This window comes from Streptacidiphilus jiangxiensis (assembly GCF_900109465.1).
Taxonomy (GTDB): domain Bacteria; phylum Actinomycetota; class Actinomycetes; order Streptomycetales; family Streptomycetaceae; genus Streptacidiphilus; species Streptacidiphilus jiangxiensis.
On the sequence record NZ_FOAZ01000010.1, the window covers coordinates 274,991 to 288,038 of the forward strand.

Below are 13,048 nucleotides of genomic sequence, written 5' to 3' on the forward strand. Positions count from 1 at the left end.
GCTCACTTGCCCTTGGCGGCCTCCTTCAGCTTCGAACCCGCGGAGACCTTGACGCTGTAGCCGGCCGGGATCTGGATCGGGTCGCCGGTCTGCGGGTTGCGGGCGGTACGAGCGGCACGGTGGGTGCGCTCGAAGGTCAGGAAGCCGGGGATGGTGACCTTCTCGTCGCCCTTGGCGACGACGTCGCCGACGATGTCGGCGAAGGCCGAAAGGACGGCGTCGGCGTCCTTGCGGGTCACCTCGGCGCGCTCGGAGAGCGCGGCCACCAGCTCGCTGCGGTTCATGTGTACTCCATAGTGGTCTGTCGCATTGCGGTCCTCGGCTGCCCCGGAGGACCGCCGCCTCGGCTGCCGAGCCGAGCCATCGAGCAGCCGTGCTCTGGCTGCGATGACGTCCCGACAGGCGATGGGGCTGTGCCTGAGCACGAATCCTGCCCCCATAGCCGCCGGGAAAGCGAATCCGGCACCCGCGGGAGTCACACGAACAGCGCCACGCTCCCGCGCGCGCCGATGGGACTCCCGCCGGTCACTCTAGGCGGACGTTTCCGGAACTGTCGTAAACGACGCGCCGGGGCCACCGTATCGGTTGCGGTCCGATGGCCCCAAACGCAGGTCAGCCTGTGGTCCGAACGGGCACCGGGCGGGTGCGGCCCGGGTGTCAGCCGCCGATCACCGGGAAGGACCCGGTGTCACCCGGGGAGGTGGTCGGCGCCTGGGCCGTGCCCGCGGCGACGGCCGCCTCACGGACGGCGGCGGCGACGGTCTTGGCCACGTCGGCGTGGAAGACGGACGGGATGATGTAGTTGGCGTTGCGCTCCTCCGCGCCCACCGTCGCGGCCAGCGCGCGGGACGCGGCCAGCATCATCTCGGTGTTGACGGTGCGGCTCTGCGCGTCCAGCAGGCCGCGGAAGACACCCGGGAAGACCAGCACGTTGTTGATCTGGTTCGGGAAGTCGCTGCGGCCGGTGGCGACGACCGCGGCGGTCTGCCGGGCGACGGCCGGGTCGACCTCCGGGTCGGGGTTGGCCAGCGCGAAGACGATGGCGTCCTCGGCCATCGCCGCGATGTCCTCGCCGTCCAGGACGTTCGGCGCGGAGACGCCGATGAAGACGTCGGCGCCGCGCACGGCCTCCTTGAGCGAACCGGTGCGGTTGCTGCGGTTGGTGTTCTCCGCGATCCAGCGCAGCGACTCGTTCAGGTCGTCGCGGCCGAGGTGGACGACGCCCTTCACGTCCGCGACGGTGGCGTGCTGCACGCCCGCCGCCATCAGCAGCTTGAGGATCGCGGTGCCGGCCGCGCCCGCGCCGGACATGACGACGCGGACGTCGCCGATGTGCTTGCCGACCACCTGCAGCGCGTTCATCAGCGCGGCGAGCACGACGATCGCGGTGCCGTGCTGGTCGTCGTGGAAGACGGGGATGTCGAGGGCCTCGCGCAGCCGGGCCTCGATCTCGAAGCAGCGCGGCGCGGAGATGTCCTCCAGGTTGATGCCGGCGAAGCCGGGGGCGATCGCCTTGACGATGGCGACGATCTCGTCGGTGTCCTGGGTGTCCAGGCAGATCGGCCAGGCGTCGATGCCCGCGAAGCGCTTGAACAGGGCCGCCTTGCCCTCCATGACCGGCAGCGCGGCCTTGGGGCCGATGTTGCCGAGACCGAGCACGGCGGAGCCGTCGGTGACCACGGCGACGCTGTTGCGCTTGATGGTGAGGCGGCGGGCGTCGTCGGGGTTCTCGGCGATCGCCATGCAGACCCGGGCGACGCCGGGGGTGTAGATCATCGAGAGGTCGTCACGGTTGCGGATCGGGAGCTTGCTGGACATCTCGATCTTGCCGCCGAGGTGCATCAGGAAGGTCCGGTCGGAGACCTTGCCGATGGAGATGCCCTCGATGGTGCGCAGCTTCTCGACGATCTCCTCGGCGTGCGCGACCGAGGCGGCGGCGATGGTCACGTCGATCCGCAGCGCCTCGAGCCCGGAGGACGTGACGTCGAGCCCGGTCACCGTGCCGCCGGAGGACTCCACCGAGGTGGTGATCTGGCTCACCGCGTTGCCCCTGGCCGGGACCTCCAGGCGCACCGTGATCGAGTTGGAGACACTGGGGACCGCCGTCATCGACGTTGCCTTCTTCCTGTACCGCGCAACTGTGGAGTTCGACCTCGATGGTCGCACCTACTTGTCGGTAGGCGGAAATATTGTTCCACGAGCGGCTCCTCCGGCCCTTCTCCGGCGCCTCCCCTGCTCCTCTCTTCGGCTCTTCTTCGGCTGAGGGGAATGCGTTCCGGGAGGCGTTTGTTACTCTGGCTGTGCGACACCGGCTCGATCCAAGCCCCCGGGCCCAACCTTCGTCCCTCAGAGGGACCACTTGCCGCGAGGCGAGCATGGCGGGTCGGTGTCGTACTAAGACGGAAAGTCAGAAGGGGCTCCCCACCGCACCGGTGGGGAGCCCCTTCTCGTTGACCTCGCGTCAGCCGTGCAGCAGCGCGGGAACGCCCGCCGAGTCCGGCAGGTCCAGCGGACCGCTCAGCACCGTCAGCCGCTGCGTGGCGCGCGTCAGCGCCACGTAGAGGACCCGCAGGCCCGCCTCCGACTCCCCCGCGATCCCGGACGGGTCCGCGACGACCGTGGCGTCGTACTCCAGGCCCTTGGCCTCCAGGCTGCCCAGCGCCACCGCGCGCTCGCCCAGACCCGCGATCCAGGAGCGCGCCTCCTCGCGGCGGTCCATCGGCACCACGATGCCGACGGTGCCCTCGACCTCCGCCAGCAGCCGCGCGACCTCCGCACGGGCGGCCCCGCCGAGCGCGTCCTCGTCCGCGACCGCCGCGAAACGCGGTTCGACACCGGTGGAGCGCACCGCCACCGGCGGCTCCGTGCCCGGCGCGGCCTGGGCCAGGATGCGCGAGGCCACGTCGGCGATCTCGGCCGGGTTGCGGTAGTTGGTGGTCAGCGTGAAGCGCCGACGCGGCTTCCCCGCCAGCGTCTCGTCCATCGCCGCCTGCGCCTCGGCCGGGTCGATCCAGGACGACTGCGCCGGGTCGCCGACGATGGTCCAGGTGGCGTTGCGGGCGCGGCGGCCCACCATCCGCCACTGCATCGGGGTCAGGTCCTGCGCCTCGTCCACGATCACGTGGGCGTAGTCGCGGCGCTCGGCCGCCGAGGCGGCACGCTGGTCCTGGTCACGGCGCTGCCGGTCACCGTAGGTGGTGACCTCGTCCAGGCCGGTCAGCAGGTCCATCGGGTCGACCTCGCGCACCCGCGGCCGATACGGCTCGCCCAGCTGCGTGTTCAGCTCGTCCAGGAGCGCCACGTCGGCCACCGACACGCCGCCGCGGCCCTGCCGGTCCAGGTGCTTCCACGAGTCGGTCAGCCCCCGCAGCTCGGCGCGGCTGAAGGAGCCGCGGGCCAGCCCGCCGAGGCGGCGCTGGTCGGCGAGGACGGCCAGGGCCCGGCGCGGGGTGAGCGCCGGCCACCAGGCCTCCAGGAAGTCCAGGAACACGTCCTCGTCGGCCACGTACTCGTCGAAGGCCTCCCGCTGGCGCTGCTGCTCCTCGCGCTCGTAGCGGTCCACCGGAGTCGGGCGGCCGCGCAGCAGTCGCGTCCACAGCGCGTCGAGCAGCATCCGGCGGGCCCGCGGGCGCAGCAGGTTGACGGGGGTGTTGCCGCCGAGCACGCTGCGGCGCAGGTCGCGCAGGGCATGGGTGTCCAGCTTCAGCACCTCGCCCTGGGCGACGACGCGGAGCTCGGCGGGCGTGTCCGGGCCGTCCAGGGCGGCACGGGCGACCCGGCGCAGCAGCGGCAGCATCCGCGAGGAGCCCTTGACCCGGGCCGTCTCGGGGGTGTCGTAGCGGTCCGCCTCCTCGCCGTCGAGCAGGCCGCCGATGGCGCGGATCGCCACCTGGCCCTCCTCGCCCAGCGCCGGGAGCACGCCCTCGGTGTAGGAGACCAGCAGCGGGGTGGGGCTGACCACCAGGATGCCGCCCGCGTAACGGCGGCGGTCGTGGTAGAGCAGGTAGGCGGCGCGGTGCAGGGCCACGGCGGTCTTGCCGGTGCCCGGCCCGCCGGTGACCAGGGTCGCGCCGGCGGCCTGCGCGCGGATCACCTCGTCCTGCTCCTGCTGGATCGAGGAGACGATGTCGCGCATCGAGTGGCTGCGCGCCCGGCCGAGGGTGGCCATCAGCGCGCCGTCGCCGACGACGGCCAGCGGCTCGCCGGAAAGGCGCGCCTCCAGGTCGGGGCGGAGCAGGTCGTCCTCGACGCCCAGCACCTTGCGGCCGCGCGAGCGGATCACCCGGCGGCGCACCACGCGTCCCGGCTGGCGCGGGGTGGCCCGGTAGAACGGCGCGGCGGCGGGCGCGCGCCAGTCGATGACCAGCGGGCCGTACTCGGCGTCGAGCACGCCGAGGCGGCCGACGTGCAGCGTCTCGGCGATGTTCGGGTCGGCTGGGTCGAGCGGGGTCTGCGAGGGGAAGCCGTCCTCCTCCGGACGGTCCGGCTGCTGCAGGTCGATCCGGCCGAAGAGGAAGTCCTCGAACTCGTTCGTCAACCGCTGCAGGTGACGTCCGGCCTGGTAGGCCTGCGCGTCACGCTCGGCCAGCGCGCCGGGGGTGCCGGCGTGGGATTTGCGGATGGCGTCGTCGAGCAGGAACTCCGCCTCGGCGAGCTTCTCGCCGAGACGGCGGTAGACCGTGTCGAGATGCGCCTGTTCGACCGCGATCTCGCGGTCTATCAGGGTCTGGTCGGCTCTGTGGTCGCTCGACCGAGCGGACTCCGCGGACGGGCGGGTGGGCGAGGCCAAGGGTTCCCCTCTGGTCCGTCGTGGGCTGGTGCGGCTCCCCTCACGAAAAAGGGAACTGTTGATCCTACGCCCTCGGGACCCTCTCAGTGGAGGCGGAGGTCACGCTCCGCGGACTTCGGCGCCAGGAAATCCAGCAGGTCGGCGGCCTCAGCCTCGATCTCGCGCCGGGCGGCGGCCCGCTGGGGGCCGAACAGCTCGACCTCCAGCACGGCCGGCGCGCCCTTCCGCTTGGGCTTCCCGAACGACCAGACCCCCGCGACCCTGCCGTCGACCAGGAGGGCCGGCCGGTAGCCGTTGTTGTTCGCCCCCAGCCACCCGCGCGCCTGTTCGTCCAGCACCCGGGCGCGGTTGTCGTGGCCGATGAGCACGTTGTCGTAGTCCGGCAGGAAGCGCGGCGGAGCGGGCGTCCCGGGGTCGGGACGCGGGGCCTCGGGCAGATCGAAGAGCTCGCGGCCGGTCGTGGCATCGGCGAAGACCGCGAGGCGCGGCCGCAGCCGCTCGAACACCTCCCCCAACCGGGTCACCCCGCACCAGCTCTGCATGTCCTGCACGCTCGCCGGCCCGAAGGCGGCCAGGTAGCGCAACGTGAGCGCCTCGACGGCGGCCGCGTCCGGCCGCCGCTGCGGGCGGCCCAACCACGCCTCCACGGTGGTCAGCGTTGCCGCCTGGCTGCGTCCCCACTCCCCGCGCGGAGTCACCTGCACCAGCGACAGCTTGTAGCGCACGGCGGTGGCGAGCGCCGTCGGCTCGTACCCCGGGAACGCCTCGGCGAGCGCCTTCCCGAGCGCGGCGGGCGTCATCGGCGCGGCGGCGAGGAGATCCCGCCCGGCCTCGTAGAGCGCCTCCGGCTCGATCCCGGCGAGCTGCTTGCGGAAGACGACCCGCTCCCCGAAGGCGGTGGCCTCGTGCACGCCCTGGCAGAAGGCCCGCAGCAGCAGGGCGTCCTCGACGTCGTGCAGGTGGATCGTGCCCCGCAGAGTGGAGAGCCGGACGGTCTCGCGCTCGGCGAGCAGGGCGGAGGCCTCGGCGGGGTCGAATCCCGTGATCCGGGACCAGAGCGCGGTGTAGGGGTTCTGCGGGATCTGCGACTGCAGCCCGACGAGGTGGTTCACCACCGACAGCGGCGCGGCGTCCTCCCGCGCGAGCAGGAACTGACGCGCCATCAACGCTCGGTTGAGACGCCGGTCGTCGAGCTTGGAAGCGGCCATGCGTTGCACTATCCCAGGGGCGCGAGGAACTGCGCGAGCAACCCACCCCAGGCGGATGGCGCTGCCCGCTCGGGATCTCAAGGCCCACGGTGGGCTTGTCGCGCAGTTCCTCGCGCCCCTGGGGTTACTCGCCGTCGTTCGCCAGCGCGAGCAGCTCCTCCGGGGACCAGGCCAGCCGTCCCGCGTCGAGATCGGCCAGCACCCCGTGGAGCCACCCCAGCTCCGCCGCCGTCATCGTCCGCACGTACTCGCCCTCCAGCGAGGCGATCCTCGGCAGCCCGCCCTCGGACTCGCGCGCCAGGTCCGCGGCCTGCGCGGCGAGCGTCCGCTCCAGGGTGGCCGCGCGGCGGGACAGCGCGTCGCGCATCGCCGCAGGAGTCAGCAGCATCAGCAGCGAGAGCGCAGCAGGAAACTCCGGGAACTCCTGCTTGGGCGTGGACAGCATCTCGTCCAGCCACCGGTGCGCGACCTCGCTGCCCGCGTCGGTCACCTCGTAGACCGTGCGCTCGGGGTACTGCGCGTCCCGGCCCGTCTCCCGGACGGCGATCAGGCCCGCCTCCAGCAGCCGGTCCATGGTCCGGTACAGGCCGGCCCGCTGCCCGACGTTGACGACCTGGTCCTTGCCCCACTCCTTGAGCAGGCGCTGCACGCCGTAGGGGTGCAGCGGCCTGTAGTGCAGCAGGGCCAGCACGGTCAGGGCCAGCGGGGAACTCCGGGGCGCAGCGCTCATGCTCTGATGCTACCCACTGCAGAACTAGTTGACTCGCGACTAGTTGCAGTGCAACTATCGAGCCATGGACATCACGACTGGCAAGGTTCGCTCCGCACTGGTCGTCGGCGGCGGTGTCGCCGGCCCCGTCACCGCGATGGCGCTGCAGCAGGCCGGCATCGCGGCGACGATCTACGAGGCCTACGACGGCCCGGCCGACGAGGTCGGCGGCGGCATGGGCCTGGCCCCGAACGGCTTCGAGGCGTTCGACGCGATCGGCGTCGGTGACGCGATCCGCGCGGTCAGCACGCCGATGAACGGCATCGTGCTGCAGAGCTGGAACGGCCGGCGGCTCGCCACCTTCGGCACCCTGCCCGGCCTGGACCCGACGCGCTTCGTGATGCGCAGCGAGCTCTTCCGCACCCTGCGCCAGGCCGCCGAGGCCCGCGGCATCACCACCGTCCACGGCAAGCGCATCGTCGACGCGACGGAGGACGCCGACGGCGTCACCGCCCGCTTCGCGGACGGCACCACCGCCACGGCCGACGTGCTGATCGGCGCGGACGGCCTGCGCTCCACGGTCCGCCGCCTGATCGACCCGAGCTCCCCCGCCCCGCAGTTCGCCGGCACCGCCGGCTTCGGCGCCATGGTCCGCGACGCGGGCGTCGCGCCCACGGACGGAATGATGATCATGGCGTTCGGCAAGCGCTGCTTCTTCGCCTGGCAGGTGCTGGACGACGGCACGGGCATCTGGTTCGTCAACCTGCCGGTGCCGCAGCCGCTCTCGGTCAACGAGCAGCGCGAGAAGGGCGGCGCCCACTGGCTGGCGCACCTCAAGCAGGTCTGCGAGGGCGACGCCACCCCGGCCGCGCAGATGCTGGACGCCACCGACCCCGAGGCGATGCTCTTCACCGGCAGCACGGAGAACATGCCGACCAACGTGGTCTGGAGCCGGGGCCGGCTCGTCCTCACCGGGGACGCCGCCCACGCTCCGTCCTCCAGCTCCGGCCAGGGCGCCTCGCTCGCCGCCGAGAGCTCCGTCGAGCTCGCCCGCTGCCTGCGCGACCTGCCGCTGCCGCAGGCGCTGGCCCGCTACGAGGAGCTGCGCCGTCCGCGGGTCGAGCGGATCATCAAGGAGACGGCCCGCACCAACGCCCGCAAGGCGGCCGGGCCGGTGGCCCGCGTGGTCCGCGACGCGCTGCTGCCGGTGATGTTCAAGATGACGAAGCCGGAGAAGAACGCCTGGCAGTTCCGCTACCCGATCGACTTCGAGGCCCCCGTGGGCTGAACGCCCCGCCCAACGCCCCGATCCGGGGTGCACTTGCAAGATCCACCCAATTCGGGGTTGGGTTGTCGCCATGACAGGCGATCAACCCGTCCTCTACCTGCTCGGCACCGGCGCGCAACCCGTGCTCACCATCGCCGCAGCCGTGGAGCAGGCGCAGGCCGACGGGTGGCGGGTGTGCCTCGGGCTCACCCCCACCGCGGCGCGCTGGCTGCACCCGTACCTCGCCGGCCTGGAGGCCCTGACCGGGGCTCCCGTCCGCTCGCACTACAAGCTGCCCGGCGAGGAGGACGTCTGGCCCACGGCCGACGTGGTCCTGCTGGCCCCGGCCACCTTCAACACGATCAACCGCTGGGCCCTCGGCCTGACCGACTCCTTCGTCGTCGGCTACGCGGCCGAGGCGCTCGGCCGAGGCATCCCGACCGTGGCGCTGCCCTGCGTCAACGCGGCGCTCGCCGCGCACCCCCAGTACGCCCGCTCGGTCGAGACGCTCCGCCTGGCCGGGGCCCGCGTCGTGCTCCCCGAGACGAACACCGCCCCCGGACAGGACGACACCCCCGACTTCGGCTGGGCCCTCGCCCTGCACGAGGCCCGCAACGCGCTGCAGCACCCGGCGCCGTAACGCGAAAAAGCCGCCCGGCAAGGCCGGGCGGCTCTTCGTTACATGGGGTCGGTGGAGGTGGCGGGAATCGAACCCGCGTCCTGTGGTGCGGAACCAGAGCTTCTCCGAGCGCAGTCTGCTGTGATTTTCTCGGCCCCGGGAGTCACGCAGACAAGCTCCCGACGGGCCCAGCCACTGTTAGGTTTTCCGCACTACCCCGTGACCGGGTCGAGCGGTGGAGTCTCCTAGATTAAGCCAGGCTCCGGGACGGAGACGCGCCCGGTCTGACTCCTTCGGATACTCGCTCAGGCGGCGAGGGCGAAGGTGGATCGCGTGTTATTGGCGATTATTTTTTGCGGCCCGTGGTTAACGAGATCATTGCCGCTTCCTCGGCTCGCTTCCTCTGCCTCGACATCCCCAGTCGAAACCGATCACCCCCATGTGGGTGCTGCTCTTCAGTTGTCAAGGTCTCTTCGAGACCGCCCGCGGCTGGTGGGGACCACCCGGGGCGTTGTCCATGCTACGGCCACGCGGAGTGCATGGTCCAGTTGATTACCGCTGGCGGCGGCGCGCCGCGGCCACCGCGCGGTCGGTCTCGCGCCGGTCCTGCTTCTCGCGCAGGGTCTGCCGCTTGTCGTGGAGCTTCTTGCCCTGGGCCAGCGCGATGCTGACCTTGGCCCGGCCGTCCTTGAAGTAGAGGGAGAGCGGGACCAGCGTGAAGCCCGTCTCCTTCAGCTTCTGCTCCAGCTTCTGGATCTCCCACTTGTGCAGCAGCAGCTTGCGCTTGCGCCGCGCCGCGTGGTTGGTCCAGGTGCCCTGGGCGTACTCCATGATGTGCACGTTCTGCAGCCAGGCCTCGCCGCCGGTCACGTCGGCGAAGCCGTCGACGAGGGACGCCCGGCCCTGGCGCAGGGACTTCACCTCGGTGCCGGTGAGCACCATCCCGCACTCGTACTCGTCGATGATGTTGTAGTCGTGCCGCGCCTTCTTGTTGGAGGCGATGAGCTTGTTGCGCGGGTCGTCTTTCTTCTTCGCCATAGTGCCGGACATTCTCGCACTTCGGCCGCCGCTTCGGCACGGGCTTAAACACCGGGACGGCGCGACAGCGGGCCCCGCTACTGCCCGTCGCCGCCGCTGAGGTCGTCGAGCACGGTCAGCGCCGTGTCCTCGGCGGTCTGCGCGCTCGCGTCCGGCGGGACGGCGATGTCGGGCTGGATGCCCTGCCCGTCCGGCGAGGTGCCGGACGGGGTGAGGTAGTGGCCGACGGTGTGCTCCTGCACGACCCCGTCGGACAGCGCCTGCGGCGCCTGCACGGCGCCCTTGCCGAACGTCGGCCCGCCGACGACCACCGCCCGGCCGCGGTCCCGCAGCGCGCCGGTGACCAGCTCCGCCGCGCTCATCGTGCCTCCGTCGACGAGGACCACCAGCGGTGTCGCGGTGTCCCCGCCCGGCGCGGCCGTCAGCGTCTGCTCCGGGCCGCCGTCCACCGGTCGGTAGCGGGCCACCGGCCCGCCGTCGAGGAAGACCGACGCGGTGGCCACCGCCTCGGCCACCAGGCCGCCGGAGTTGCCACGCAGGTCCAGCAGGATGCCGCGGCCGCCGCGGTCGGGATGCAGCCGCGCCTGCCGGACGGCGGCCTGCACCTGCTCGGAGACGCCGACCGTGAACGCGTCCATGCTGATCCGCGTCACCCCCGCCTCAGGATGGTCGACGCGCACGTCGTCCTCGTCCAGCACGGCCCGGCGCAACGCCACCGCCCACTGCTGCGTGCCGCGTTGCAGCAGCAGCGTCACCTCCGAGCCGACCTTGCCGGCCGCGCCGCCGCGCAACAGCGCGACGACCTGGGTGACCGGCCGGCCGTCGACGCGGGTGCCGTCGATCTCCAGCAGGCGGTCCCCGGCGGCGAGTCGGGCGTGTGCCGCGGGCGAGCCGGGAAGGGTGCGCGTCACCGTGACCGCGCCCTGGGGCGAACGGGCCAGCCACAGCCCGACGCCGACGTAGTGGCCGTCCAACGCCTCGCTGTAGGCGGCGAACTGCTCGGGCGTGTAGTCGGCCGTCCAGCGGTCGCCGACCGCCTGCGAGGCCGCGTCGCCGACATGGCCGGAGCGCGGCGCTGCCGGCGCCGGGCCGCCCTCGCTGCCCCAGGCTCCCGTTCCCGCGCCGATCGCGCAGACCGCCGCGAACACCAGCGCCAGCGTGAACTGGAGCCGAAGGGCGCGCCGCGTGGGTGACATGGCAGAAGAGTCTAGGGGCGAGCGCCCGTTCCGAGGGTGCTCACCCGACGAAAAGCCCCGGAAGCAGTATCGCTTCCGGGGCTCTTGGGTTCGTCAGGTCTTCAGATCGTCACAGCGTCACAGCGTCAGAGGAGCGTCAGACCTTGAGGTACTTCTGCAGTGTCAGGAAGGCCGCCAGCGAGGACATGAGCACACCGATGACCAGCAGCAGCGGCATGACCGACACCACCGGCCCCCAGCCGATGAAGCTGATCAGGGTGATCTGCTTCTTCAGCATCATGTCGACCAGCACCAACTTGCCGAGCGCGATCATGCCGGAGGCGAGGAGCGCGCCGACACCGGCGGCGAAGGCCGCCTCGGCGATGAACGGCATCTGCACGTAGAAGTTGGACGCACCGACCAGTCGCATGATGCCGGTCTCGCGCTTACGGCTGAACGCCGCGACACGCACGGTGTTGACGATCAGCAGCAGCGTCACGACCGACATGAAGCCCATGATGATCCAGGCCACCATCTGCAGCGTGTTCATGAGGTTGAACAGCGGCTTCAGCACGGCGCTCTGGTCGTCGACCTTGGCCACACCGGGCTGCCCCAGCACCTGGCTGGCGACCTCCTGGTACAGCTGCGGGTTGGTCAGCTTCACGCGCAGCGAGTTGTTGAAGTAGTCCGGGGTGACGTACGGGGCCAGCGGCGAGTCCGGGAACTGCGCCTTGAAGTTCTGGACCGCCTGCTCCGGCGTCTCCGTGTAGACCTTCTGCACCAGCGGGTTGTGGTCCAGCTGGGTGTGGACCGCGTCTATCTGGGCCTGGGTGGCGACACCCGAGGCGCAGTTGGGCGTGTCCTTGACGTTCTTCTGGTTGTCCTTGTTGCAGAAGTAGATCGACACCTCGACCTTGTCGCCCCAGTAGCCCTTCATCTGGCTGACCTGGGAGCTGAGCAACATGGCCGCACCGACCAGGGAGAGCGACAGGGCCACACTCACGATCACGGCGATGGTCATCGTCAGATTGCGTCGGAGACCGATCCAGATCTCCGACATGACGAATTGGGCTCGCATTGATGTGTCCTAACTCAGTGCTGGTAGCCGTAGACGCCGCGGGACTGGTCGCGGACCAGGTGCCCCTGGTCCAGCTCGATGACGCGCTTGCGCATCTGGTCGACGATGGCCTGGTCGTGGGTGGCCATCAGCACCGTGGTGCCGGTCCGGTTGATCCGGTCCAGCAGCTTCATGATGCCGACGGAGTTCTGCGGGTCGAGGTTACCGGTGGGCTCGTCCGCAATCAGGAGCATCGGGCGGTTCACGAACGCGCGGGCGATGGCCACACGCTGCTGCTCACCACCGGAGAGCTCTCCTGGCATGCGGTCCTGCTTGCCGGCGAGACCGACCAGCTCCAGCACCTCGGGCACGACCTTGTTGATCGTGGCGCGGGGCTTGCCGATCACCTCGAGCGCGAAGGCCACGTTCTGGCCGACGGTCTTGTTGGGCAGCAGGCGGAAGTCCTGGAAGACCGTCCCCAGCTGGCGCCGCATGTGCGGAACCTTCCAGTTGGAGAGCTTGGCCAGGTCCTTGCCGAGCACGTGCACTTCGCCGACCGACGGGCGCTCCTCGCGGAGGATCAGGCGCAGGAAGGTCGACTTTCCGGAGCCGGAGGACCCGACCAGGAAGACGAACTCACCCTTTTCGATCTCCAGCGAGACGTTGTCCAGCGCCGGACGGTTCTGCTTGGGATAGGTCTTGGTTACGTTGTCGAATCTGATCACGGCTGCATCACGGTGGGCCAGTGTAGGCGGACAGGGCGGGGCCGACCTTACGCGAAGCGGACGCGAGCCCGCAGGTTCGTCCCGGGAAAGGTGGGGGAGTTCACGGACAGTAGCGGACAAACCAGGACAAGGAGCAGCCGGATCGCGCGTGACGTGGCACAGTGGAGGGAACCCACTCGGTGGGGTTCTGCGTTGTGCACATCAGAGGAGGAGATCGCGATGACGCTCGACCGTCTGGTGTGCGCCAACTGCTCGGGTCCGGTGAGCGAGGGGCGCTGCCCCACCTGCAGGGCCAGCCGTGCGCGCATGATGGAGCAGCAGGGGCTCTTCGCCTCCCTGTCCCCCGCGACGCTGATCGCGCTGCTGGCGGCGCTGATCGCTTGCGTGGTGATAGCGCGGCACGCCTTCGCGTGATTCACGCAGCGGGCCGGGTCCGATCGGATGATCGGACCCGGCCCGCT

The 13,048-nt window shown here is 71.0% G+C and carries 12 protein-coding genes and 1 other RNA gene; 3 read left to right on the forward strand and 10 right to left on the reverse strand.

Features of this window, described 5'->3' with window-relative positions:
- Window positions 1–2: 2 nt before the first annotated feature.
- The 5 genes from BMY61_RS20945 to BMY61_RS20965 form a co-directional block, all read right to left on the reverse strand.
- Window positions 3–284 (reverse strand): HU family DNA-binding protein, encoded by a 282-nt coding sequence (locus BMY61_RS20945; protein WP_042458888.1) that lies wholly within the window; start codon window positions 282–284, stop codon window positions 3–5.
- Window positions 285–657: 373 nt separating this feature from the next.
- Window positions 658–2,109: an NAD-dependent malic enzyme gene (locus BMY61_RS20950; RefSeq protein ID WP_042458891.1), complete on the reverse strand. Its 1,452-nt coding sequence runs from the start codon at window positions 2,107–2,109 to the stop codon at window positions 658–660.
- 352 nt (window positions 2,110–2,461) lie between these two features.
- Window positions 2,462–4,723: a HelD family protein gene (locus tag BMY61_RS20955; RefSeq protein WP_042458956.1), complete on the reverse strand. Its 2,262-nt coding sequence runs from the start codon at window positions 4,721–4,723 to the stop codon at window positions 2,462–2,464.
- A gap of 149 nt (window positions 4,724–4,872) precedes the next feature.
- Window positions 4,873–5,997, reverse strand: a complete 1,125-nt coding sequence (locus BMY61_RS20960) for a winged helix DNA-binding domain-containing protein (protein ID WP_042458893.1) — start codon at window positions 5,995–5,997, stop codon at window positions 4,873–4,875.
- A gap of 124 nt (window positions 5,998–6,121) precedes the next feature.
- Window positions 6,122–6,727, reverse strand: coding sequence for a PadR family transcriptional regulator (locus BMY61_RS20965; RefSeq protein ID WP_042458899.1), 606 nt, complete (start codon window positions 6,725–6,727; stop codon window positions 6,122–6,124).
- A 64-nt stretch (window positions 6,728–6,791) separates the two neighbouring features.
- Here BMY61_RS20965 and BMY61_RS20970 point away from each other — a divergent pair, with 64 nt between their 5' ends.
- Window positions 6,792–7,994: an FAD-dependent oxidoreductase gene (locus tag BMY61_RS20970; RefSeq protein ID WP_042458902.1), complete on the forward strand. Its 1,203-nt coding sequence runs from the start codon at window positions 6,792–6,794 to the stop codon at window positions 7,992–7,994.
- A 70-nt stretch (window positions 7,995–8,064) separates the two neighbouring features.
- Window positions 8,065–8,613, forward strand: a complete 549-nt coding sequence (locus BMY61_RS20975) for a flavoprotein (protein ID WP_042458907.1) — start codon at window positions 8,065–8,067, stop codon at window positions 8,611–8,613.
- Between the two features lie 49 nt (window positions 8,614–8,662).
- On the opposite strand, the gene ssrA is transcribed toward BMY61_RS20975, so the two are convergent.
- The 5 genes from ssrA to ftsE form a co-directional block, all read right to left on the reverse strand.
- Window positions 8,663–9,031, reverse strand: a transfer-messenger RNA (tmRNA) gene (gene ssrA / locus BMY61_RS20980).
- Between the two features lie 113 nt (window positions 9,032–9,144).
- Window positions 9,145–9,630 carry an SsrA-binding protein SmpB gene (gene smpB, locus BMY61_RS20985; protein WP_042458911.1) on the reverse strand — a complete coding sequence of 162 codons (486 nt, stop codon included), beginning with the start codon at window positions 9,628–9,630 and terminating at the stop codon, window positions 9,145–9,147.
- A gap of 77 nt (window positions 9,631–9,707) precedes the next feature.
- Window positions 9,708–10,826, reverse strand: coding sequence for a S41 family peptidase (locus BMY61_RS20990; RefSeq protein ID WP_042458915.1), 1,119 nt, complete (start codon window positions 10,824–10,826; stop codon window positions 9,708–9,710).
- A 136-nt stretch (window positions 10,827–10,962) separates the two neighbouring features.
- Window positions 10,963–11,883, reverse strand: coding sequence for a permease-like cell division protein FtsX (ftsX, locus tag BMY61_RS20995; RefSeq protein WP_042458919.1), 921 nt, complete (start codon window positions 11,881–11,883; stop codon window positions 10,963–10,965).
- A gap of 14 nt (window positions 11,884–11,897) precedes the next feature.
- Window positions 11,898–12,587 (reverse strand): cell division ATP-binding protein FtsE, encoded by a 690-nt coding sequence (gene ftsE / locus BMY61_RS21000; protein ID WP_042458922.1) that lies wholly within the window; start codon window positions 12,585–12,587, stop codon window positions 11,898–11,900.
- Between the two features lie 219 nt (window positions 12,588–12,806).
- Between ftsE and BMY61_RS21005 the strand changes: the two genes are divergently transcribed.
- Window positions 12,807–13,001 (forward strand): hypothetical protein, encoded by a 195-nt coding sequence (locus tag BMY61_RS21005; protein WP_042458925.1) that lies wholly within the window; start codon window positions 12,807–12,809, stop codon window positions 12,999–13,001.
- The last annotated feature ends 47 nt before the right edge of the window (window positions 13,002–13,048 follow it).

What these genes read in the sequence shown, in the direction of transcription:
- BMY61_RS20945 (WP_042458888.1), bottom strand. Translation starts at nt 284, where the DNA reads ATGAACCGCAGCGAGCTGGTGGCCGCGCTCTCCGAGCGCGCCGAGGTG.
- BMY61_RS20950 (WP_042458891.1), bottom strand. Translation starts at nt 2,109, where the DNA reads ATGACGGCGGTCCCCAGTGTCTCCAACTCGATCACGGTGCGCCTGGAG.
- BMY61_RS20960 (WP_042458893.1), bottom strand. Translation starts at nt 5,997, where the DNA reads ATGGCCGCTTCCAAGCTCGACGACCGGCGTCTCAACCGAGCGTTGATG.
- BMY61_RS20965 (WP_042458899.1), bottom strand. Translation starts at nt 6,727, where the DNA reads ATGAGCGCTGCGCCCCGGAGTTCCCCGCTGGCCCTGACCGTGCTGGCC.
- BMY61_RS20970 (WP_042458902.1), top strand. Translation starts at nt 6,792, where the DNA reads ATGGACATCACGACTGGCAAGGTTCGCTCCGCACTGGTCGTCGGCGGC.
- BMY61_RS20975 (WP_042458907.1), top strand. Translation starts at nt 8,065, where the DNA reads ATGACAGGCGATCAACCCGTCCTCTACCTGCTCGGCACCGGCGCGCAA.
- smpB (WP_042458911.1), bottom strand. Translation starts at nt 9,630, where the DNA reads ATGGCGAAGAAGAAAGACGACCCGCGCAACAAGCTCATCGCCTCCAAC.
- BMY61_RS20990 (WP_042458915.1), bottom strand. Translation starts at nt 10,826, where the DNA reads ATGTCACCCACGCGGCGCGCCCTTCGGCTCCAGTTCACGCTGGCGCTG.
- ftsX (WP_042458919.1), bottom strand. Translation starts at nt 11,883, where the DNA reads ATGCGAGCCCAATTCGTCATGTCGGAGATCTGGATCGGTCTCCGACGC.
- BMY61_RS21005 (WP_042458925.1), top strand. Translation starts at nt 12,807, where the DNA reads ATGACGCTCGACCGTCTGGTGTGCGCCAACTGCTCGGGTCCGGTGAGC.